A 19,709-nucleotide genomic window follows, 5' to 3' on the forward strand; every position below is an offset into this window, starting at 1 on the left:
CTAACCGGCCCCGCCTTCACGGGTGGGGCTATCACCTCAACACTTCAAAAACACTTATATGACCCGCACAAAGACCGCCGCCAAAACCTCAACCGGATCGAAGATCAAAGCCGCCGTGAAGACAACCGCGAAGAAAGCAACACCGAAGCAGAAAGCCCCGCAGGCCCCGGGAGGATTCCACCTCCTGACCTCCGACGCAGAAGGGTTTACCATGCAACGAATCGACGGCTTTGCCCCTTCCCCTGAGGTGGCCGGAGCCCCTTACGCTCCCCGCCCGCTGGCATGGTTCACGAACCAGGTGGGCCGGCAGGTATTCGCGTACCCCGACAAGCTGGCAAACATCCTAAGCCGCTACCCGGTAGAGTGGGCGGGCTTTGTTCCCGTAACTGACGAAGCCCACGCCGCGAAGCTCCACGAAGCCCAACGCCTCTACCGCTTCGCTACGGCTGAAACCGGGGAAGACCTCGTAAGCGAATGGGAGGAAAGGGCCGCTGCAATGGTGGACCCGATCCCCAACAACCCGTTCCCCTTCGCCGCAGTTACCTACCGGAAGCGCCGGTACATCACAGAGGGGGAGATCCTGCAGCTCACGCCCTGGAATATGTTGCCCTTTACGGATCACATCGGAGCAACGGTCTACGCCCTGCATCCGACCGCCTACAACGGCCCCGTATTGGTTGAAGACACCGCCCACGCCGCCCACCTGTGCAACGTTGCGCAGGCTCACGGCTTCAGGTTTGTCTTCCCTCCTTGGGTTACCGGCCCGGACGAACAAGAACGCCGCGCCTCCGAGATTGTGCGAGATCTTATCGCCTATGAGGCAGAGTTGTCCGAACTGCAAGACCTCGAAGCCCTGACCGTGCCCGAACTGCGGGAAGAGCTTCGCGCAGCCATCGGGGACTACCTCGAAAGCGATAAGGACGGCGCTACGGTTGAAGACCTCGTATTGCGGATGCTTGGCGGGGACGAATGGCAAAGCCGCGCCTGGCACTATGGGGAGGCTGCGTCCCGGCTCCTTTGCGCCCTTGCTATTCCTGAAATCGCTACCCCGCTGCGCGCTGCAATGCTTTCCGGCCACTATTCCGACCTTCTGGATTTTCTGCCCCGCCTTATCGAGTTTTTCGGACTCATTCAGAACGATATGGGCGCCGCCGCTGGTATGCTGCGCGCAGACATTCATAACGTGGGAGATGGCAGGGACGAACAAAGAAACCGCGAAGACCTAACCGGGTATATCCGGGAGTATCGGGAGAAAGCCCGCCTCCGCCGGGAGGGCATGGGCCGCGTATTGATCGCGTGACTATCACCGGCCCCGCTGCGGTGGGGCCTTAACCCCTCACGATGAAGCAAGCAACACCGCCCACACATGGAGCGCAGCAAATAAGCCTCTTTCCTGAGCCCCAGGAACCGGCACGGCAGCAAGAGCCGCCCGATCCGCCGAAGGAGCAGGAAGGGCCCAAGGATCGCAAACAGGCGCAGCCCTATACCTTTTATCTACCCCCTGACTGCCGATAGCAAGGCTTCACCCTTTTCCCATACTCGTAACCATTCTACGCATGAAGCACCTACAACCCAACAGCCCTAACGGGCAGGCTTTAGTCTTCCTACTGTCAGCCCTTTCCCTTGCCGGCCTTGTCTGTCATTGCCTGCCGGGCTCATGGTACACCTAACCCACTTTACTATGGCAACCGTTTATCTACAGCTAGTAAGCTACCGTAAGCGAACCCCCGGGGCCCTGCGCCTCACATTGGAGCAGCGGCAAGAGCTGAGGCGTTTGGTGTGCCGGGCATGGTATCAGCACCCAATAAGCAAGGGGACGCGCCTGGGGCGGGTTGAATCCATAGAGCCGCAAGGCCGGGTAATGGTTATAGCATACCCTGCAGCCTTTGCGCCGATCATAGACACCAGCATAGCGGAATACTACACCGCCCGCCACCTTTTTAAGGAACAGGAAAGGAGGCCACGCCGCCCGCCAAAGTAGGCGCCCGGCATCCTGATAAATACTATATTGAGAACCCACCAAATACATTTTACCATGCAACAGACGGGTACGGAATATTACTATGCCGTGTCATTCTTTATGACCACATTTAAGAAGGAGCAGCCCTCCTTCAGTCACACCGAAGAATTTAAAGCAGAGAGCGGGGAAACGCTTTTAGACCTGCATAACAAGGCGCTTGCCTATTACAAAAAAACAGTCGAAACACTCGAGCAGCGGGGCGGGTATCATAACCTTCCTTTTGTCGCCGCTAGTGACTTTACCCCGGGGGAAGGTGCGGCGCATTCTGTTACACTTAGCTTGATCGAAGTAGCCCCGGATGGGGAAGAGTACGCGCACCCGATTGTCGGGGAGGATGAAGAAGTGACTACCGAAAGCAGAGAGATACAGGCAATGGTATTCCGGGATCTCAACCTGTCTAGTGTAACCTATGAAGCGGGCGCCTAAACCCCCGCAAGTAATCCGGCAATATTCACATCCTGCAGGTATTGATCGAGCCGGGCATCTTCAACCCGGAAAGCCTGAGCCCCTAGGAGCTTGTCGAGATCCGCGTTATAAGACACCTCACAGTAAAAGGAATCTAAGGCAAAAAGATTGAGCTGCCGGCGCCCGGAGAAGCGCACTAAATGCAAGTGCGTGCCGTAGTCCTCTAAGATTGCCCAGCGGCGGGGGAGGGGAAGGCGGTTAAAGGCTTCAGCGGAAAGCATTGGCGACGGTTTAAGAGGTTCAAAAATACCCGCCGCACCTCATAACGAAAACGCAAAGGCAGGGTAAGGTTTTGCTAAAGTATCTTTGTATCCGCTCCCTGCGAAAGGGTGCGATTGGTAACAGGGCTATGTTTCAACATCGGCCCTTTTCTTTTTCTCACCATTGGCGGTATATTCGGGGTAAAGTTAGAAGTAATGAAGCCCCTTTTACTCCTTGTCGCCCTTGCCGTAGCCGGCGCCGCTCAGGCCCAGGTATCCGCCACGCCTGCAGCAGTCCCAGCCCACAAAGTTATCGGCATGGTGAAGGACAAAGCGGCTACCCTTGCCTATATAGTGCAGGCCGGGGATACAGTTTACCACTTGGGATATATTAACGAGCAATACGCCCACATTGCAGACGGCGGGACCCTGAGCTTTCGCAACACCGGGGGCGCCGTGGAGGCCCTTTATAACGTCCTTAGATCCATGTTTGCCAAGGTAGCGCCGCAGCCCCAGCGGGTTACCATTGGAGCCGAGGAAGTAACCGTTACCCCCGTTCGCGCCTCCTTGAATCAAGACCGTGTAATGGTAACGACTGCCGGCGGGGGATACTTCACCCTGACCGCAAAACAGCTTAACAAGCTATTCGGCAAATAGGGGCTTTAGTACCCTTGGGCCTTCGGGGCAAAAGGTTATATTTGCTTATATGCCTAACGAAGAAAAACCCAAAGGAGAGACCACCATTCAAAGAAAGTTTTACCTCGATAAAGAAGTAGATCGAAAGCTAAAGGTCCTCATTGCTATTGAGGGCAAATCCGCGTCTGAATTTGCGAACGACACCTTTAGCAAGGCCATTAAAGCATACGAGGCCAAACACGGCCCTATTCCCATAAAGTAGCCCCATGATAAGAACCAGGTCCGGCAGCCTAACCTTCACGCCGGCAGACGTTGCCGATCTGCGCACGGATCTAGCCGAACTAGAAGAGCGGGGCACCTCAGACGAAACCCTGCACTATTACCGGGAATGCCTAGCCGCTATAACCGCCGAACCTGAACGCCGGGCCGCTATGGTAGAACTATTGACCGCAAAGCGGGACGCCCTGCAGGCTGCCGTTAATACCTACCGGCTAGCCCATAAGCAAGTGCCCGAAGGGATGCTTTCAGCCGAGCAAAAGAAGGCCGGCCGGGAAATGGTGAGCGCCCTAAATGATGCGCGCCTATGGCTTGCCCTTGTCGAGGCTAATACCGGATACCAAAATCCAACTATATGAGTACGATTCAGGAGCTTGTTAGCGAATTTGAGGCGTTTGCCTTGGCGGCTATACAAGAGTACGCGCCCGCCGCCCATGAGTCGCAGGCGCTGGGGACTTTTTCGCGCTTCGGGGCCAAGGTTGCGGCCCTCAATGAGAAGTTCGGAGAATATAACGACGCATTGATGCGCCGCGCCAACGAGATCCTTTCTCACCACCCTGGACTACGGGACGGGGATTTGACATTAAAGGATGCCCTGCAGCAAAAGGGCTACGAGTGTGCCGCCAAGTTCAGAAGCACCCACATTAGCTAACGTAACGTGCGCTACCGTGAATATCTACATGTTCAATAGCCTTACTTCCCCGGAAAAGCTCAAGATCTGGCTACAAAGTGCTGAGATAGGCCGGCGCTTGGGAGAGCGCGGGGAGGCTATCGTATGCCGGCAGATAGCGGGATTCTATGCCGAGTACGAGCGAGGCGGCAACGGGTGGAAGTATGCCCGCACCTTCACTAATCCGGACCTCCTAGCACCTTACCTAGATCAAATTGACATCGGCGAAGTATCGTAGTCATTTAGCGGTACAAATAAGAAAGCCCCAGTTAAGGGGCTTAATCGTTTATCAGACTCAGTTACGCAGTTGTCTTAGTGCCGGCCATTTCATGCTGTTCGACCGTTTTGAGCAGCCGGGGTGCATGTTCAAACAAAGTCGTGATCTCATCCAATTCTATTTTTTCCTCCTTCTCAGTATCAAAGAACGTAACCTGCTTTTTCTTCCCGTTGAAGTGAAGGCGGCAGATCGGCTTTCGGTTGTTATCATCCAGAAGGATTGCGCAGTACGATTGTGCATCCCTCATACAAACCCTAGAAGCTTTGACCTTCGCGGAAACGATTGCCCTAACAATATTGAAACCTTCCAGCTCCTCGGCTGTTGTTACAACCTTTGATTCTTCTGTGGGGGCAGCCTCCTCTTTCTCTTGCTGGTAGACCTTTTCCTCCTCTGTAGAGAGTGCAGTCTTCAGGCGGTCATTGATTGTATCATTAATGTACTGGCTAAAAGACTTTTTGACGAGGCCCCTGAACTGATCAAGCACCTTCGAGGTGACCATCGACGGGTAAACGGTCTTAGCAAACAACCGGGTAAAGTCGTCCGAGGGTTCTCCTAACTCCTTATGAATCAAGTTGCGCAGCTCTGACATATACTTTAGCTCGCTTGCAGTATTAATGATGCTGTCAATGTTGAAATTCGACTTGGAGAACTCCTTGAGCTTCTCGATCTGAACATCCTTCATTTCATCAATACGAAACTCAAAGAAGGGCTTTTCGTCCATCTTGTTCGCCTCAACCAGATCGGTATAGAAGCGGTAATTGATACCATTTGTTAGGATGCCGAATTTGGCCTTCGTAGTATGGAAGTAACGGAATAGCTGGCTGTTGTGCGGGTTTAGGTCAAAGGACCAGTGCTTACACTCAACGAGCATAATAGGGTGGCCGTCCTTGATGATAGCGTAATCAACTTTCTCTCCTTTCTTAATGCCGATATCAGCAACGAACTCGGGAACAACTTCAAGCGGGTTAAATACATCGTACCCCATCGCCTGAATAAACGGCATTATAAAGGCGTTTTTTGTAGCCTCCTCAGTCTGTATTTGGTCTTTTAGCTTGGCAACCCGTTCGGAAAGAACCTTGATGTGGTCTTTGAAGTCCATAAGTAGTAGTTTTAGTTTTACCAAATCTAACGAAAAGGCAATACATCTACATCTACTTCGGCAGGGCCTAGGATGAACAAATAGGGGGCGCTTGGGGCGTGGGATGATCAATGCTTCACCAACCCGGACCTTCTGGCGCCCTACCTGGAAGGCATAAACATTGCCGGCATCGTGTAGCGAACACCTAGTACCGCTCGATGGTTACCCGCGCCACGGGGGTCGAGCCCGGGATTGCTTTTTTTACCGACTCGGCAAAGTCCTGACCCCTTCTGTTAACGAAGCGATACACGCTAGCATTCAAGCCCAAGACGACGTGCACCAGCGGCCAATAATTGCTTTCACTTTCCTCGAAGTACGAGGCCTTCACTCTTATTCTTAAAGTCATATTGCGAAGGTAGACAGCCGAAAATTGGCAAAGGCTTTCGGGTACCCGTATAATTTTCAATAAAACTCCGGGTTGCTTGCAACACCTGCCGGCTTTTAGTATACTTGCAGCGCAAAGCAAAAGGGAGTCCTTTTTGTCATGCAGTTAGTTTTGGTTACGAGCTCCTGTGTCTACGGGGGCTTTTTGTTTCTATGAACTCCCCTAGATCATAGGACTTTTAGGACCGCTTCCTGCGCTTTAGGGGTAAGGAGGCGGTAAGCCATTTGGGCGATTATAGTGTGCCCTTCCCGGCCCCAAGCGAAGGCGCGACCGGCAAAAAGGGTGCAGAAAATGATGAGGAGAAGGGAGGTTTTTTTCATTGATTTTGAGTCTGATTTGCCAACGATATATCTTAGAGCTAACTGGAGTTTTTGTACCTGATGCAGATAGCGCAGAGGTGTTGGTGATATCAAAAAATTATCATAGCGCTATCATTCTAGTATGATTATTGCCTATACTTGCATATCTAGGATTCTCTTGACTAAGTAGAAATGCCTAGCAAACCGATCTAAATTATGGTAGCTTTTCAAGAAAAAGTAGCAACCTTCCACCATGAGGCTGAAGCAACTACCAATGTTATTAACAGGGGGTCAGATGAACATCTAGACTTTATTATTTCTATAAAGCCTAAGATCCAATCTTTGACTGCTAATCTCAATAATTTTCTGCTTGAAATTATTCCGCTTAGCAACACAAGCCCTTTAGAGGACATACAGAGCGGAATGCTTGATCTGAAAGATATCTACCGTCAGCTTCTCCAATTGATTGCTCGGATGCACGACTGCGGCCTCTACAATGACATTAAAGCAACGGCGCGAGCATTAACTCACGGCACAGAAAATCTGCGGGAATTCATCTACGATCTCGAGCACTACCGGATTCATCCAGACGCGGAGCTTGAGGAGCTTTTAGCGGGTAAATAGGTGTCCGGTGAATTTTGTTTCTACATCTACATTTCGCAACGCCATACAAGGCCTTTGCAAAAGGCCAGCGTATCTCTATGATTCGTGCCTTAAAGACATTTGCTCCGAACTCAATGAAAAGAGTATTGAGGACATCTTCGGAATGAACTATCGCCTTGGCGGAGGCGGCGCAGTTGCGCTTATCAAAATACGAGTGCAGAACTCAAAGCAGAACCTTAGCGGCGCTGATGGGTTTCGGCTGATTGTTCGGTGTGATACTGCTGCAAACGAAGTTGCTCTACTCCACATGTATCCTAAGCGCGGAAAGTTGGGAATGCTAGACATGCCGTCCGGTGAAGCTAAGCGCTTAGTCAAAGAGTATATGTCCGAGAAGGCTGCTGGCAAACTTGTCAAGCACAATTTTGCTCAAGAACTCGCTGAGCTTGTGTAACTTAAGTTTAGATTTATTCAAAGTTATAGACTAGACTACTAAGATATCTGGGCGGCCAGGCAAACTAAGGCGGTGTTACTCTAGATTTGCTTAATGCCTTCCTTTCGCATTAGCGTATTTTCTCACACCGGCCCTAAAGAGGCCTCTGTACGCATCGGCAGGACCAAGATGCTGCCCTCCTGGGAGGTGGACTTCGGTAACGGGTATTGCTACCTGCTCGTGCACTTCAGGGGCAAATGGGGCGCCTTAGAAGGGGAAGGATACAGCACACCCACCCGGGGCGTCGTATCTAAGCTGGCGGCTGCTATAATGACCTACCAAGCTTCTGAGACAGATATCTACCAGCGCCTTGTGAGGGCCGAAGACAAGCGGATCTCCTGGACCGTTCCCCACCCGATCAACAGGGACCGGAAGAACCCGCCAAGGCCTGAGATTCACGATCCCGTCATTGTAGGTGCGGTTTTGACTCAGCGCCCATAAAAAAGAAGCCCAAGCAAAAAACGGTGCTCGGGCCCGATTGACCTACAGGTCGTTTTAAGGATCTTTTGAACATTCAGTATAGCTCGGAAGCGTTGCGCCCGGTCAATATTTTATAAAGTGAAAAAGGATAGAAGTGCCCAAGGCCATTCAACACAGCCGTTGTTTTTCGCTAGGTCTTTGTCGCGTTCTTGCATTTTTGCCCTTGCGACGGCATAGACAACGATGGCGTCTTGGGAGTAGCCATGTTCGTAGAACCTTCGTACACCCCTCTTCCAATAATACTCCATTAAACCAAGCGCATGTGGCGTCTCAATGTAATAAAAATAGGCTGGGAATTCAAATCGCAATCGGGTTGTTTCTTCGTCGATATAAGCTGCGTCTATACATGCTACATAGGTATCGGGAATATCTCCCAAAATTGCATCGATCTCGGCTTTTAAGTACAGCACTGATTTGTTGTTATCATTTATCATAAGACGCTTTTAAAGCTTTAGAAGACTGCGGGCAAGACTGGCAACGATAGAGCGGGCCATGCGACTACTTTGAAAGCAACAAGTTGCGTCAGGTACGCGCGACGGTAATCATAGCAGCCCTTCCGAAAATTAAGAAACCAAGGATGAAATATTTCAACTAATTGGTTTTGACGTCGCCAGCGCCATCTACAATTTCAGCTGTAAAACGCGGTTACAACGAACTATGTAATCTAGCCTGCTTTGGAATAACGGCCGGTGCTTTATTCTAAAACCCTCACCCGCCTTAAAGGAAATCGTGGTTCTAATCCCATAAGGGCTAGGAGCGGGAGTCTTTGGTATCTCGGAGTCGGGCGAGATCCTCTTTTAACTTCGCTTTCAGCCGCATTATGTTGGGATGATCCTTTAGGTCATCGGGCACCCGTCGCACCTGAGAAACCGCGCTTGCTGCCCGCTTAGAATGTTCAAGCAGCCGGGTTACGATCTTTTCATAATCGTGGTATTGGGTAGGCTTTAGGAAATACAGGTCCTTACCATCAAACCCTACCCCCGGCTCCGAGGTGGACAGGAGGCTGACCGGGATGCGGCTAAACTTGGGCTCCGCCTTCAGGAGCTGCAGCGCCTCCAATCCGTTCATTAGGGGAAGGTTGATATCCAGGATGATGAGGGTAGGGAGGAACTCGTCGAGATGCAGCTGGTGGAATAGCTCCACGGGATTATTGAATACGTGGATTTCGTAGCCGTGACCGGCGAAAGCCTCCGCGACGATCTCTGCGTCGTCCCTATCATCTTCCACATAGTAGATTTTAGTACCGGCCATAGTTGCTATTTATCTAATGTGTAGGACAATCTAGGGCAATTTCTCCAAAAGGATAAACGGTTTGCGAAAAAACAATATAGCCGTTCAGCGAGGGCCTTTCAGTTAGACTCCGGGCTAGGGCACAAGTCGCCCCGGTCGGTGTTCCAATCCCGCAGGTGTTCTAACCTGTGTCCAAACAGGTCTTTCCAAACTCTTTCTACCTTAGCACCGCTGCTGTTGCGTGTCCGGCCGGGCTGATCCCCTGGAACCACCAGGCTGCGTAATGGGGTAGCCCGGACTAGAGCCGGGCTTTTTTGTGCCCCCTCGGCAGGATCACAGGTTTGAATCCTTCCCGGATTCAGGTTCGAATCCAAGTGTCATTCGAACCGGCGACCCGATAAAGTACAAGTATGGATTCGAACGGCCGCGCCTAGCGAGGCTTTGTCCGGGGGCTAGAGTTTCACCCTCGAACCTCCGGAGCCGCAGGATCATAGGTTTGAATCCGGGCAGGATTAATAGGCTGTTACGATTGCGAGGTTCTAAACGGAACAATATCGAAGGGCGGGACACTGTACGGGTATGCAAGCTTATACCACCGCTCCAAAAAAAGTTATTGGGAACTCCACACAAATGAGCCAGCCACCACACCTAAAGGGCATGCCTAAAAGGGCGGCGCCCCCGCTATGAAGATGTATAATAGAATTGTGTGTTTTCTTTCTGATTCCGAGCGCAGAGAAATGCTCATTTTGTGTATCGAACTACTACTCCATCACCTGTCCCACTAGTGACGGCAGATGGCTTAAACCGCTACGGGACCAATACCGGCACCGCCTGCCCCTCCTTGCCCTCCTGGACTGTAGTGCCGCCGTAATCAATCGAGGTTAATGGCCGATTAGGTGCTGGGAATGAACTACAGAGCAGGCGCCAATATTCGGGAGCAAGAAACGCCGACTCCGGGGTGCGCCCGGTTGTTCTTTCGCTGTCTGAGATCGCTTTTTCTAGGGTAGCGGTAACCTCGTTTAATTCAAGCATCCCCAAAGCTACCAAAGCCCTTTTTCTTTTCGGGCTCCGGGTGGTGCTATAATTCCAGCGAGGCAGCGCGGTACCCATTCTAAAATAGTGCGGAATAGAATAAGCAAGAGGGGGGTGATCAACCCGCAAAGGGTTTTCGCAGATGTACGCGCGCGCGCAAGGGGCCGCCGAAACTAGTAACAGATAGTAACACCCGTTACTATTGTTACCAATGTTACTAACGTTCCTAGAGCGGTAGAAAAGGGAGCAACCGAGGGGCTTTTTTTAAAAGGGGTAACGATTCGGGTAACGGCTAACAAAGAGAAAACCCCTAAAGTATTGATACTTAAGGGGTTTTGACTGTTTGTCTGTGATCCGGCTGGGACTCGAACCCAGGGCCCATACATTAAAAGTGTATTGCTCTACCAACTGAGCTACCAGATCTTTTGATGCGTTTCGTTACCGTTGAGCATCAACCCGTTTGCGTTGGGAGTGCAAAAATAAGAGGCCACTCGAAAGTGGCCAAATATTTTGCAACGAAAGTGAAAAAATTTTTTCTGTTCATTCGAAAAGGCTCGACACGACGCGGATCATCTCTTCCTGCGCGGCGCTGTTGGAGCGGTCTGTTTCGATACCGATATAGGTACGGCGCGTGCGTCCGCAGAATACTGCCAGTGAGCCGTCGTCGCCGCAGCGGCTGCTTTGCAGCACTACGTTGTAGTTCTTATCCTTCAGCAGGTCATACACGGGGCGGCTGGTGGTTACGAAGAAATCGGACGCGGGCTGTGCCGGGTTGCGGTGCATCATCCAGGCATCGCGGAAGCGGTCGCCGCCTTTCTTGTAATCGTCCATCGAGTACTCACCGGGTGCATTGCTGTGGAGCGACACCAGTGCTTTTTCGTGAGGAAGCTCGTTGAGAATGAACTGCGCGAATCCATTGATCTGGTGCGAGATCACGATGTCGGTCTTGCGGTTGATGGAAAGGTCCTGGTTGCGGCCTCTCGGGGTGAAGATGCAGTTCGGATCCACGTTGATCTCCTTTTCGAAAAGCGTGAATACGATATCGCGCTCACCGCCGTTGAGCAGCTCGAAGAACTCGCCGCCGTTCTCAGCGATGTATTTGCGGGCAACGGTAGAAACGTTGTTTTCGTTGTTGTGCAGCGATACCAGTACGAAGGGGGTTTCCTTTTCGGTAACCTGGCGCTGGAGGGCCACCACGCGCTCACCGAGGCGGAAGTACGATTTGCGCTGGGAGAAGCTGAAGGATTTTTTAGCCGCGGTCTTTTCAGTAGCCGGCGCCTCAACGGCAAGGGCGGTGGTCACGGGTGCAAAAGCGGCATTGGAAGAAGTTGCTGTCAGGGTTGTGGTTTCGAGGTTTTGTGCGGACAGCAGGGACACGTTGCATACTACAAGCATGCAGGAAAGGAGGTGTTTCACGGTTGTATGATTTAGGTGTGTCTGCAGCGGCCCGGCCTCACAAGATCAAATCGACATCTGCTGCATTACTCCTGTATAAATCATTTTCTGTGCCAACAATATCATGTTGTGGAATGCGTGCTCCCGGGAGATCCCGTGACCGATGATGACGGGCTTGGAAATGCCCAGCACGGGGGTGCCGCCGTAGTTCTCGAAATTGAAGCGCTGGAAGTAGTCGTGGTCGATCCCTTTCTGCTGCGTGATCCCAAACAGCGATTCGCACAGCTTCAGGATGATGTTGCCCGTGAAGCCGTCGCACACCATCACGTCGGCCCGGTTGAGCAGGATGTCGCGGCCTTCCACGTTGCCCGTGAAATTCAGAGCGGGATTGCTTTTCAGCAGGGGATAGGCGGCCTGTGCGAGCAGGTTGCCCTTGCTTTCTTCCTCCCCGATATTGAGTAGGGCGGCGCGCGGATTTTCGATGCCCAGGATGGTCTCGGCATAGATAGAGCCCATCCGTGCGAACTGGTTGAGCTGTTCGGGTTTGCAGTCCGAATTGAGGCCCACGTCGAGGAGGAGGCCGGTGCCTCCGTTCTCTTTGGGGATGATTGTGGAAATGGTGGGACGAAGGATGCCTTCGAGGGGCTTCAGGGAATAAAGGGAACCGACGAGCATGGCCCCGGTGTTGCCGGCCGAGATGAAGGCGTCGATCTTGTCGGTGGCGAGCAGGTGAAAGCCGACCGCGATGGAAGAGCGCTGCTTCTCCCGGAGCGCCTTCGTCGGGTGCTCATGCATATCGATCACCTGGGGGGTGTGCACGAAGGTGTAGGCGCCGGCCGGGAGGTCGTGCTCCGCGAGGAGGGGAGCTACCTGGGCCTCGTCGCCGAGCAGCAGCAGGTGCGCCTCCGGGCTTTGCGCGAGGTACTGCCGTACGCCTTTGACCGCTTCGAGGGGGGCGAGGTCGCCACCCATTAAATCAATTCCGATCTTCATGCAGCGCCAAAAATAAAAAATCCATGGTTCCACCGGTCAGTGGAACTATGGATGTGTAAAAATGTTGCCCGCTTACTTTTTGAAGCCTTCAACTACTACCTGGCCTTTGTACACCAGGTTGCCTTCGCTCACGTGGGCGCGGTGGCGCACGTGGATTTCGCCGGAGGTCTTATCGGTGGAAAGCGTGGGAGCGGAAGCCTTGTAGTGCGTGCGGCGCTTGGCGCTTCTCTGCTGCGAATGTCTGCGTTTAGGATTAGGCATAACTCGTTATTTTATATCTGTGTTATCGGTATCGTGAGTAACGGTGTGGTGTAAACGAATGTCTGCTTTCCACCGCTTCACGGGTTACTTGAATCTTTATTTGTTGTCGCCCTCGTCGAGGTCCTTGAATTTCTCCAGGCCTTTCCAGAGCGGGTTCTCCTTGTGGTCGTCGGGCCGCAGCTCGTTCAGGAGCTTGCGGGCTTCGGCGCTGCAGTGCGGTCCGTCCATGTTCTCGAACTCGCAGGTCTTTTGCATCGGGATGCTCAGGTTGATGAATTCGTAGATCCAGCCCTTCACATCCAGGTGGCTTTCGCCGCGCGAGATATAGTACACGTCCGGGTCTTCTTCCTGGTCGTTCATCAGCTCCGGCTCCTCCACCATTTTCACGGTGAGGTTGAACTCGTCGAACAACTGGAAGGGGAGGTCCGCCGCACAGCGGTCGCAGTTGACCTCTGTCTTTCCGCCGACCTCGAAGCGCAGCCGCATAAAGCCGGTGTTCTTCTCCAGGAACAGTTTTACCTGGGCCTGCGTCGCGCGGAAATCCTGCGCCCCATACTCCTCAAAGAACGAATCATCGACCGCGTACTGGAACTCATGGATCCCGGGCTTCAGTCCTACAAACGCTATTTCAAACTCCCGCCGGTGATGCATGCTCCGTATTTAAGTCTATGAAATTCGGAGCGCAAAGGTAAGGCAAAAAGGTCAAAATGGCATATTTTGCCCCAAGAATTTTAACGAATACGGTTCCTTTTCATGCAGAAACACCCGCTCCGCGATCCCTGGCTGCTCCTTTTGGTTGGGCTGGTGCTGGCCTTCAAGATCTTCGCGGAAAGCCCCGCCCGGGTAGAGCAAATGTACAGCAACGGGATCTATCCGCCCTTCAGCCGTGCCCTCCGCGCCGTTCTTTCTCCCCTTCCGTTCTCTCTCGGCGACCTGCTGTATTTCGCCGCCGGCGCCCTAATCGCCTGGGGGCTGTTCCGGCTCTTCCGCAGCGCCTGGCGCCGGCAGTTGCGGTCCCGGCTCGGGTGGCCGCTCCTGGTGCGGGGGCTCAAAGGCGGGCTGATCGTCTACCTCGTGTTCCAGGCCTTCTGGGGGCTCAACTACAGCCGGGAGGGCATCGCCCGGCAGCTCGATCTGCTACCGGCGCGGGCAGATACCGCCCGCCTGGAGGCCCTGGCCGAGCTGCTGCAGGCGCGCCTCTGCACCTGGGGCGACCGGGTGGACTCGCTACGGCGCCTTCGCCTGGAGCACAACGACTCCCTGTTCGCCGGCACCATAGCGAGCTATCGGAACACGGAAAGCCGCTTCCCTTTCCTGCGCTACCGCAACCCTTGCCTGAAGCCATCGCTCTATTCTGGTGTCGGCCACCTTTTTGGGTTCACCGGTTACTACAACCCTTTCTCCGGCGAAGCCCAGGTCAATACCGCTGTTCCCGTGTTCCTCCGGCCCTTCGTGGCTTGTCATGAGGTGGCGCACCAGCTCGGCTATGGAAAGGAGAACGAGGCCAACTTCGTGGGTTTCCTGGCGGCGCGCCATTCTACCGATCCGGAGTTCCGCTATTCCGCCTACTATGAGATGTACCTCTATACGCTGCGCGAGCTCGCGGCCGCCGACCCTTTAAAGGCGGTCGCGCTGCGGCGTACGGCCCATCCGCAGGTGCGGAAAGACTACCGGGCCTACCTTGCCTACCTGCATGCCCACCGCAACCGGATGGAGCCGCTCGTATCGCGGGTATACGACCAATACCTCAAAATGAACCAGCAGGCCCACGGCATTGAAACCTACGACGAGGTCGTGCTCTGGCTCCTGGCCTATATGAGAAAATACGGGGAAGCAGCCATTTAGGGAATGTGCTAATGGGTTAATATGCTCATATGCTAATAAGAAAATAAAGGGAAGATGTGCGGATGGGCTGTATGGAGAACACACCGCTGAATCTGTTTATGCCGGACACGAGATCAAAGATCCTACATCTGAGATCAAAGATCTGAGATCCCAAATCTTCCTGGATCTTTACCGCCGTTTATTTGTTGAAGCAATTATGAAAAACGGATGGAAGCTGCTGATCTCCCTCGTGGTGCCGCAGGCCGTGGCGGCGGCAGGTGCCTATTTTACGGTAACCGGTACCGGCAGCTGGTACCAGGAGATCCGGAGACCGTCCTGGAACCCGCCCAACTGGGTCTTCGGGCCCGTGTGGACCCTGCTGTATGTGCTCATGGGCATTTCCCTGTTCCTGGTTTGGAAGAACGCGCGCAATACTTCGCTGAAGCGCACCGGCATCCTGCTCTGGTCGGTACAGCTCTTTTTCAATTTCTGCTGGTCGCTGCTCTTCTTCCGGGCCCATATGATCGGCACGGCGCTGGTAGACCTCGCCCTCCTCTGGCTGTTCCTCCTCCTGACCATCTACGTTTTCTCGCGCATGCAAAAAACAGCCGCCTGGCTGCTCCTGCCCTACATCGCCTGGGTCACGTTTGCAGGCTTTCTCAATTACGCGATCTACCTGATGAACCGCTAGCGCGGCCCGGCCCCCTGTCCCCGAAGGAGGAACTTTGGTGGGACTTACCTTTCTTGTTTCGACCTTTTTTCGAAGTTGTATCATACGAAAGCCCCGACACAGTCGGGGGCTTTCTACTTCAACGTATGCAAGGCTTGATGTTCAACGCTCAATGCTCACGGAGAATCCATTTGAATATTGAGCATTGAATGTTGATTATTATCCTTTTTAGGAATGACAACTAAGGTAGGGAAAGCCTCGGTCTAAGTTCCCCCTTTGGGCGACAGGGGGCCGGGGCTAGAATTTATTCTTCCACATCATCGACTCCACCGGTTTGTCGCTCTGGTAGCTGTACTTGGCGTTTGCCTTTTTGTTGTATGCGATCTCGATCTCGCCGTCGACGGGGAAGTAAATGAGCTGGCCCACCGGCATGCCGGCATACACGCGCACCGGCTGCTTCACGGAGATCTCGAGGGTCCAGTGGCCGCAGAAGCCTACGTCGCCCTTGCCGGCCGTGGCATGGATGTCGATGCCGAGGCGACCCGTGGATGATTTGCCCTCCAGGAAGGGCACGTGCGCATGGGTTTCGGTGTACTCCATTGTGACGCCGAGGTAGAAGATATGCGGGTATAGCACGAAGCCTTCGTCGGGGATCTCGAAGCTTTCGATCTCGTTGTGGACCTTGGCGTCGAGGATATGGTTCTTGTAGGTGGCCAGTGTGCGCCCGAGGTGCACATCGTAGGAGTTGCTGCCCAGGCAGGCACGGTCGAAGGGGCGCACGAGGATCGTGCCTTTGTCGATCTCTTCCAGGATACGTGTGTCGGACAGGATCATGCGGCGCTGGTTTTTGGGGCGTAAGTTATGCGTACTTTGGTCGCCGCAAATAAACGAAACCTTCCGGATGCCCCTCTTTTATCAACAGGCGGTGGATAACGACACGCAGCTTGCGGTATGGCACCTCACCGAGGACGAGGCCTTCTTCGACGTGCCCCTGCAGCGCGCCATCACCCACCCGCACAAGCGGCGGCAGCACCTCGCGGGCCGCTACCTGCTTCGCCTGCTCTGCCCGGAATTCCCGCTCGACCTGATCCGGATCGCCGATACCCGCAAACCCTTTCTCGACGACGAGGCCTTCCACTTCTCGGTGTCGCATTGCGGCGACTATGCGGCGGCCATCGTGAGCCCCGTGCGCCGCGTGGGCATTGACATCGAGCTCCCCACCAACAAGGTGCAGCGCATCCGCCATAAATTCCTGTCGGAAGGGGAGGAGGCCCGTATTGCCGCCCCCGGGGATGTTTTAGCGCCCGTGCAGCTGGCTACCCTGGTCTGGAGCGCCAAGGAAGCGGCGTTCAAGTGGTACGGGAAAGGCAACGTGGATTTCCGCGCCGACATGCCGGTGCAGGCTTTGTCCCTAGACGCAGACGGTCACTTCACCGTAGGTCTCCGGTTTGGAAAGGAGCTGGAGCAGCCACTCATTGCACAGGGACGCCTTTTTGATGGGCTTTGCCTGAGCTTCATTGCGGACTGACCGGATGGGCTTCATTTTTGCACAGCTGTGGTATGACCTCCAGTCCACGCCTGCCGCTGATTGCACTGTTCCTGGCACTCTTGCTCGCTCCCGCCCGGGCGGAGGCCTATTCCGTGCTTACCCACCAGGCCATCATCGATGCGGTTTGGGAAAGCAGCATGCGTCCGTTGCTGCGGGCCCGGTTCCCGGATGCAGGCGCCGATGCCTGGAAGGAAGCGCGGGCAGCCGCCTACGGAGGGGCACTCACTCCCGACATCGGCTACTACCCGGGCGGCAGTAAATTGTTTACGAATCTCGTGCACTATACCCGGAGCGGCGACTTTGTGCAAGCCTTGCTCCGCGAAGCCCACAGCATCCAGGAATATGCGTTTGCGCTCGGGGTCCTTAGTCACTACCATGCTGACCGCTGGGGGCATGGCATCGGTACCAACCAATCCGTACCGATCGTTTACCCGAAACACCACCACGACCGCCGGAGTGTTACCTACGAAGAAGACCCGATCGCGCACCAGCGTGTCGAATTCGGCTTCGATGTGTTGCAAACCGCACGCGGCAACTATGCCTCCGAGGCGTACCACGATTTCATCGGCTTCCGGGTGGAAGACAGCCTGCTGGGGCGCGCCTTCAGAAGCACCTATGGACTCGAGCTGAAAGACGTGTACCCGCAGTTTGCCCGGTCGGTGAACACGCTTCGTTTTTGCGTGCGCAGTCTTTTCCCGCTCATCACCCGGGCCGCCTGGCAAAACCGGAAGCCGGAGATCCGCGCGGCCCGGCCCGGCGTTACGGCCCGCAGCTTTGCTTACCGGATGCGCCGCAAGGAATACCAGAAAGCCTTCGGCGGAAAAAAGGACCGTCCCGGGTTCGGTGTACGGATGCTTGCCGGATTGATCTGGCTGTTGCCGAAGGTGGGCCCCCTAAAGCCGCTAAAGTTCCGCGTACCGGGGCGGGAAGCGGAAAAGCTGTTTGTAAAAAGCTTCGATACGGTGACGCATTTCCTCGGCAGGGATATGGCCGCCATCGTCCATTCCGGCCGCCCCTCGATACCGAATTACGACTTCGATACGGGCGAGCCGACAAAAAAAGGAGGCTATGCTCTCGCCGACGACACTTACAGAAGGCTCTTGCTCCGCCTGTACGACGATGGTTTCAAAGGACTCGACGGTCCCCTCCGGCAAAACATCCTGGATTTCTACGGGAAAGAAGCTCCGGCTTCCCAGCTCACTGATCGGGACGCCGCCCGCCTCGAAGCGGCGTTTCGGGCATTGCGGAACGCAGCGGTCACGCATAGGTGATCACTCTTCGAGGGCGGTGGCTTCCTCCGCATCATCCAGCAGCGGGATAGAGCCGATAGAGGCGCCTGCGATGCCTTTGATGGAGCCGTACATGCCCGAGGTGCTGATCAGCACTTTCTCGAGCTGCTTCTCGCGCTCCTTCCACATCTTCTCCATCTGGATGCGCTCCCGGGAGATATTGTTCTTGAGCGACAGGAAGCCTTCAACGATCGTTTCGATCTGCTGGCGGAACTCGGTGCCGGTGAGGTAGCCGTAAAGAAGGTTCATCTTGTCGCCTTTGTTCTCTTCCGACTTCCGCGCCTCCGACACCCGCAGGATGGTGTGCCGCAGGGCGTTGGTCAGTGCGATCACCTCCGAGAAGGTGCAGATCCAGACGCCGTCGCGCTCACCGAAGCAGTGCATGTCCTTCGGGAACACCGAGGTCACCAGGATGGCCACGTCGGCCTGTTGGCCCCGCATATCGGTCTTCAGCTTGTCGATCCACCCGTTGCTGAAGGCCTTGGTACGCTTGCTTTCGAAGATGATCTTGCCGCTTTCCTGGCCGAGGCGGTTCTGTACCGTAAGAATACAGTCGGCCCCCTCCACGCCTTTACCCACTTCGCTCACCGTGTCGGTCGGGAAGTGCTCGCGCAGGAGCGACTCGAGCAGCAGTTCCTGCACCTCGCCCTGGAGCTGCATCGATCCCTGCTCGGCCTTCCGCTTCATCTCCTCGGCGAGCTTGCGCTGGTCTTCCAGCTTCTTCTCGAGCTCCTGGATCTTCAATGCATGCTCATTGTCCTTGATCTGGATGCGTTCCGCCTCGTCTTTACGGATCTGCTCGGCAAGCTCGTTGCGCGCGGCGAGCAATTTCTTCTGTAACTCTATCTCGAGCTCGGCTTCCTTGGTCTTCAACTGCTGCTCGCGCTGCAGGAACTCGAGCTCCTTGCGGCGCGCCTCCTTCAGCTTAGCCTCGTTCTCGGTAGCCGAATCCTGGAGCAGGCGAAGCTGGTTTTCAAAGTCCGCCGAGATCTTTTGCTTCAGCTGTTGCTGCAGCTCGCTCTCGATCCGTCGTTTTTCCGCAACGAACTCCTGCTCAATCTTCTGCTTTTCCGCCTTCATCGCCTCATCCAGTTTTTGCTTTTCGGCCTTCAGCTTCTCCTGGAAGATCTCGTTCTCACGCCGGCGCTTCTCCTCGAAGGAGCGCTGCTCATCTTCAAGTTTCTTCTTCTCGGCGGCAAGGGCAGCTACGTTCTTCTGCTGCTCTTTCTCATATTGGATCCTGATCCGCTGCTCGGCGTCGGCGGAAAGCACCTGGTCCACGTCGATCTTGGAGTTGCAGCTGGGACAGTTGATATGGGTAGGCATGAAGGGATGCGGTTTGCGGCAAAGTACGGAAGAAGAACTAAGCTTTTTAGCAATGTGGATAAAATCGGCAATCGTGAATCGTCAATCGTGAAGGGGCCGTTCGCAACGATTTGTCCATTCGCTGTGTTGCGGACGCTCCGGCCTGTTTCCTGGCCAAAGCGTCGGGTCCACGTTATCGCATGAAATTCATCACCCCATTCC

21 protein-coding genes and 1 tRNA gene are annotated in these 19,709 nt (G+C 54.4%); 11 read left to right on the top strand and 11 right to left on the bottom strand.

Features of this window, described 5'->3' with window-relative positions; genetic code table 11:
- The first annotated feature begins 58 nt into the window (after positions 1 to 58).
- Positions 59 to 1,300 (top strand): hypothetical protein, encoded by a 1,242-nt coding sequence (locus tag ABD937_RS08855; RefSeq protein ID WP_345255168.1) that lies wholly within the window; start codon positions 59 to 61, stop codon positions 1,298 to 1,300.
- Positions 1,301 to 2,035: 735 nt separating this feature from the next.
- The gene (locus ABD937_RS08860; RefSeq protein ID WP_345255169.1) at positions 2,036 to 2,446 is read left to right on the top strand and encodes a hypothetical protein; all 411 of its coding nucleotides are present in this window, start codon (positions 2,036 to 2,038) and stop codon (positions 2,444 to 2,446) included.
- Here the strand turns inward: ABD937_RS08860 and ABD937_RS08865 are convergent.
- Positions 2,443 to 2,706, bottom strand: a complete 264-nt coding sequence (locus tag ABD937_RS08865; protein WP_345255170.1) for a hypothetical protein — start codon at positions 2,704 to 2,706, stop codon at positions 2,443 to 2,445. The two genes, ABD937_RS08860 and ABD937_RS08865, sit on opposite strands and share 4 nt — an antisense overlap.
- Positions 2,707 to 2,901: 195 nt before the next feature.
- Here ABD937_RS08865 and ABD937_RS08870 point away from each other — a divergent pair, with 195 nt between their 5' ends.
- The 3 genes from ABD937_RS08870 (at position 2,902) to ABD937_RS08880 (ending at position 4,249) form a co-directional block, all read left to right on the top strand.
- Positions 2,902 to 3,342: a hypothetical protein gene (locus ABD937_RS08870; RefSeq protein ID WP_345255172.1), complete on the top strand. Its 441-nt coding sequence runs from the start codon at positions 2,902 to 2,904 to the stop codon at positions 3,340 to 3,342.
- A gap of 49 nt (positions 3,343 to 3,391) precedes the next feature.
- The gene (locus ABD937_RS08875) at positions 3,392 to 3,583 is read left to right on the top strand and encodes a hypothetical protein (RefSeq protein WP_345255175.1); all 192 of its coding nucleotides are present in this window, start codon (positions 3,392 to 3,394) and stop codon (positions 3,581 to 3,583) included.
- A gap of 369 nt (positions 3,584 to 3,952) precedes the next feature.
- Entirely contained in the window at positions 3,953 to 4,249 is a 297-nt protein-coding gene (locus ABD937_RS08880; protein WP_345255176.1) for a hypothetical protein, read from the top strand.
- Positions 4,250 to 4,566: 317 nt separating this feature from the next.
- Here ABD937_RS08880 and ABD937_RS08885 read toward each other — a convergent pair whose 3' ends face one another.
- On the bottom strand, positions 4,567 to 5,643 hold the full coding sequence (locus ABD937_RS08885; protein ID WP_345255178.1) for a type I restriction endonuclease: 1,077 nt from the start codon (positions 5,641 to 5,643) through the stop codon (positions 4,567 to 4,569).
- Between the two features lie 939 nt (positions 5,644 to 6,582).
- On the opposite strand from ABD937_RS08885, the gene ABD937_RS08890 reads away from it, so the two are divergent.
- A complete protein-coding gene (locus tag ABD937_RS08890; RefSeq protein ID WP_345255179.1) occupies positions 6,583 to 6,990 on the top strand; it encodes a hypothetical protein in 408 nt (135 codons plus the stop codon).
- 142 nt (positions 6,991 to 7,132) lie between these two features.
- Entirely contained in the window at positions 7,133 to 7,420 is a 288-nt protein-coding gene (locus ABD937_RS08895) for a hypothetical protein (RefSeq protein WP_345255180.1), read from the top strand.
- A gap of 590 nt (positions 7,421 to 8,010) precedes the next feature.
- Here the strand turns inward: ABD937_RS08895 and ABD937_RS08900 are convergent.
- The 7 genes from ABD937_RS08900 to ABD937_RS08930 all read right to left on the bottom strand — a co-directional run bounded on the left by ABD937_RS08900 (position 8,011) and on the right by ABD937_RS08930 (position 13,501).
- Complete coding sequence (locus tag ABD937_RS08900; protein WP_345255181.1) at positions 8,011 to 8,373, bottom strand: hypothetical protein; 363 nt, start codon at positions 8,371 to 8,373, stop codon at positions 8,011 to 8,013.
- A 316-nt stretch (positions 8,374 to 8,689) separates the two neighbouring features.
- A complete protein-coding gene (locus ABD937_RS08905) occupies positions 8,690 to 9,190 on the bottom strand; it encodes a response regulator (RefSeq protein WP_345255182.1) in 501 nt (166 codons plus the stop codon).
- Positions 9,191 to 10,551: 1,361 nt separating this feature from the next.
- Positions 10,552 to 10,624, bottom strand: a tRNA-Lys gene (locus ABD937_RS08910).
- 117 nt (positions 10,625 to 10,741) lie between these two features.
- A complete protein-coding gene (locus tag ABD937_RS08915; protein WP_345255183.1) occupies positions 10,742 to 11,617 on the bottom strand; it encodes a hypothetical protein in 876 nt (291 codons plus the stop codon).
- A 45-nt stretch (positions 11,618 to 11,662) separates the two neighbouring features.
- Positions 11,663 to 12,589 (bottom strand): phosphate acyltransferase PlsX, encoded by a 927-nt coding sequence (gene plsX / locus ABD937_RS08920; protein WP_345255185.1) that lies wholly within the window; start codon positions 12,587 to 12,589, stop codon positions 11,663 to 11,665.
- A 72-nt stretch (positions 12,590 to 12,661) separates the two neighbouring features.
- Positions 12,662 to 12,850: a 50S ribosomal protein L32 gene (rpmF, locus tag ABD937_RS08925; protein ID WP_345255187.1), complete on the bottom strand. Its 189-nt coding sequence runs from the start codon at positions 12,848 to 12,850 to the stop codon at positions 12,662 to 12,664.
- Between the two features lie 96 nt (positions 12,851 to 12,946).
- The gene (locus ABD937_RS08930) at positions 12,947 to 13,501 is read right to left on the bottom strand and encodes a YceD family protein (RefSeq protein WP_345255189.1); all 555 of its coding nucleotides are present in this window, start codon (positions 13,499 to 13,501) and stop codon (positions 12,947 to 12,949) included.
- A gap of 102 nt (positions 13,502 to 13,603) precedes the next feature.
- Here ABD937_RS08930 and ABD937_RS08935 point away from each other — a divergent pair, with 102 nt between their 5' ends.
- Together ABD937_RS08935 and ABD937_RS08940 are read left to right on the top strand one after the other, a co-directional pair.
- The gene (locus ABD937_RS08935) at positions 13,604 to 14,695 is read left to right on the top strand and encodes a DUF3810 domain-containing protein (RefSeq protein WP_345255190.1); all 1,092 of its coding nucleotides are present in this window, start codon (positions 13,604 to 13,606) and stop codon (positions 14,693 to 14,695) included.
- Positions 14,696 to 14,891: 196 nt separating this feature from the next.
- Positions 14,892 to 15,365 (top strand): TspO/MBR family protein, encoded by a 474-nt coding sequence (locus ABD937_RS08940; RefSeq protein WP_345255192.1) that lies wholly within the window; start codon positions 14,892 to 14,894, stop codon positions 15,363 to 15,365.
- A gap of 276 nt (positions 15,366 to 15,641) precedes the next feature.
- Here ABD937_RS08940 and dcd read toward each other — a convergent pair whose 3' ends face one another.
- Positions 15,642 to 16,178, bottom strand: a complete 537-nt coding sequence (dcd, locus tag ABD937_RS08945) for a dCTP deaminase (RefSeq protein ID WP_345255194.1) — start codon at positions 16,176 to 16,178, stop codon at positions 15,642 to 15,644.
- Positions 16,179 to 16,245: 67 nt separating this feature from the next.
- Between dcd and ABD937_RS08950 the strand changes: the two genes are divergently transcribed.
- Both ABD937_RS08950 and ABD937_RS08955 read left to right on the top strand, forming a co-directional pair.
- Positions 16,246 to 16,872, top strand: a complete 627-nt coding sequence (locus tag ABD937_RS08950; protein WP_345255196.1) for a 4'-phosphopantetheinyl transferase family protein — start codon at positions 16,246 to 16,248, stop codon at positions 16,870 to 16,872.
- 32 nt (positions 16,873 to 16,904) lie between these two features.
- Positions 16,905 to 18,164: a zinc dependent phospholipase C family protein gene (locus ABD937_RS08955; protein ID WP_345255198.1), complete on the top strand. Its 1,260-nt coding sequence runs from the start codon at positions 16,905 to 16,907 to the stop codon at positions 18,162 to 18,164.
- Here the strand turns inward: ABD937_RS08955 and ABD937_RS08960 are convergent, their stop codons facing one another.
- A complete protein-coding gene (locus tag ABD937_RS08960) occupies positions 18,165 to 19,508 on the bottom strand; it encodes a DUF2130 domain-containing protein (protein ID WP_345255200.1) in 1,344 nt (447 codons plus the stop codon).
- Positions 19,509 to 19,709 lie beyond the last annotated feature (201 nt).

The organism is Flaviaestuariibacter amylovorans (assembly GCF_039541815.1).
Classification (GTDB): Bacteria; Bacteroidota; Bacteroidia; order Chitinophagales; family Chitinophagaceae; genus Flavisolibacter; species Flavisolibacter amylovorans.

Coding starts and splice junctions, on each gene's coding strand:
- dcd (WP_345255194.1), bottom strand. CDS start 16,178: ATGATCCTGTCCGACACACGTATCCTGGAAGAGATCGACAAAGGCACG.
- ABD937_RS08895 (WP_345255180.1), top strand. CDS start 7,133: ATGAACTATCGCCTTGGCGGAGGCGGCGCAGTTGCGCTTATCAAAATA.
- ABD937_RS08855 (WP_345255168.1), top strand. CDS start 59: ATGACCCGCACAAAGACCGCCGCCAAAACCTCAACCGGATCGAAGATC.
- ABD937_RS08935 (WP_345255190.1), top strand. CDS start 13,604: ATGCAGAAACACCCGCTCCGCGATCCCTGGCTGCTCCTTTTGGTTGGG.
- ABD937_RS08870 (WP_345255172.1), top strand. CDS start 2,902: ATGAAGCCCCTTTTACTCCTTGTCGCCCTTGCCGTAGCCGGCGCCGCT.
- ABD937_RS08885 (WP_345255178.1), bottom strand. CDS start 5,643: ATGGACTTCAAAGACCACATCAAGGTTCTTTCCGAACGGGTTGCCAAG.
- ABD937_RS08880 (WP_345255176.1), top strand. CDS start 3,953: ATGAGTACGATTCAGGAGCTTGTTAGCGAATTTGAGGCGTTTGCCTTG.
- plsX (WP_345255185.1), bottom strand. CDS start 12,589: ATGAAGATCGGAATTGATTTAATGGGTGGCGACCTCGCCCCCCTCGAA.
- ABD937_RS08875 (WP_345255175.1), top strand. CDS start 3,392: ATGCCTAACGAAGAAAAACCCAAAGGAGAGACCACCATTCAAAGAAAG.
- ABD937_RS08905 (WP_345255182.1), bottom strand. CDS start 9,190: ATGGCCGGTACTAAAATCTACTATGTGGAAGATGATAGGGACGACGCA.
- ABD937_RS08950 (WP_345255196.1), top strand. CDS start 16,246: ATGCCCCTCTTTTATCAACAGGCGGTGGATAACGACACGCAGCTTGCG.
- ABD937_RS08865 (WP_345255170.1), bottom strand. CDS start 2,706: ATGCTTTCCGCTGAAGCCTTTAACCGCCTTCCCCTCCCCCGCCGCTGG.
- ABD937_RS08860 (WP_345255169.1), top strand. CDS start 2,036: ATGCAACAGACGGGTACGGAATATTACTATGCCGTGTCATTCTTTATG.
- ABD937_RS08930 (WP_345255189.1), bottom strand. CDS start 13,501: ATGCATCACCGGCGGGAGTTTGAAATAGCGTTTGTAGGACTGAAGCCC.
- ABD937_RS08960 (WP_345255200.1), bottom strand. CDS start 19,508: ATGCCTACCCATATCAACTGTCCCAGCTGCAACTCCAAGATCGACGTG.
- ABD937_RS08940 (WP_345255192.1), top strand. CDS start 14,892: ATGAAAAACGGATGGAAGCTGCTGATCTCCCTCGTGGTGCCGCAGGCC.
- ABD937_RS08900 (WP_345255181.1), bottom strand. CDS start 8,373: ATGATAAATGATAACAACAAATCAGTGCTGTACTTAAAAGCCGAGATC.
- ABD937_RS08890 (WP_345255179.1), top strand. CDS start 6,583: ATGGTAGCTTTTCAAGAAAAAGTAGCAACCTTCCACCATGAGGCTGAA.
- ABD937_RS08955 (WP_345255198.1), top strand. CDS start 16,905: ATGACCTCCAGTCCACGCCTGCCGCTGATTGCACTGTTCCTGGCACTC.
- rpmF (WP_345255187.1), bottom strand. CDS start 12,850: ATGCCTAATCCTAAACGCAGACATTCGCAGCAGAGAAGCGCCAAGCGC.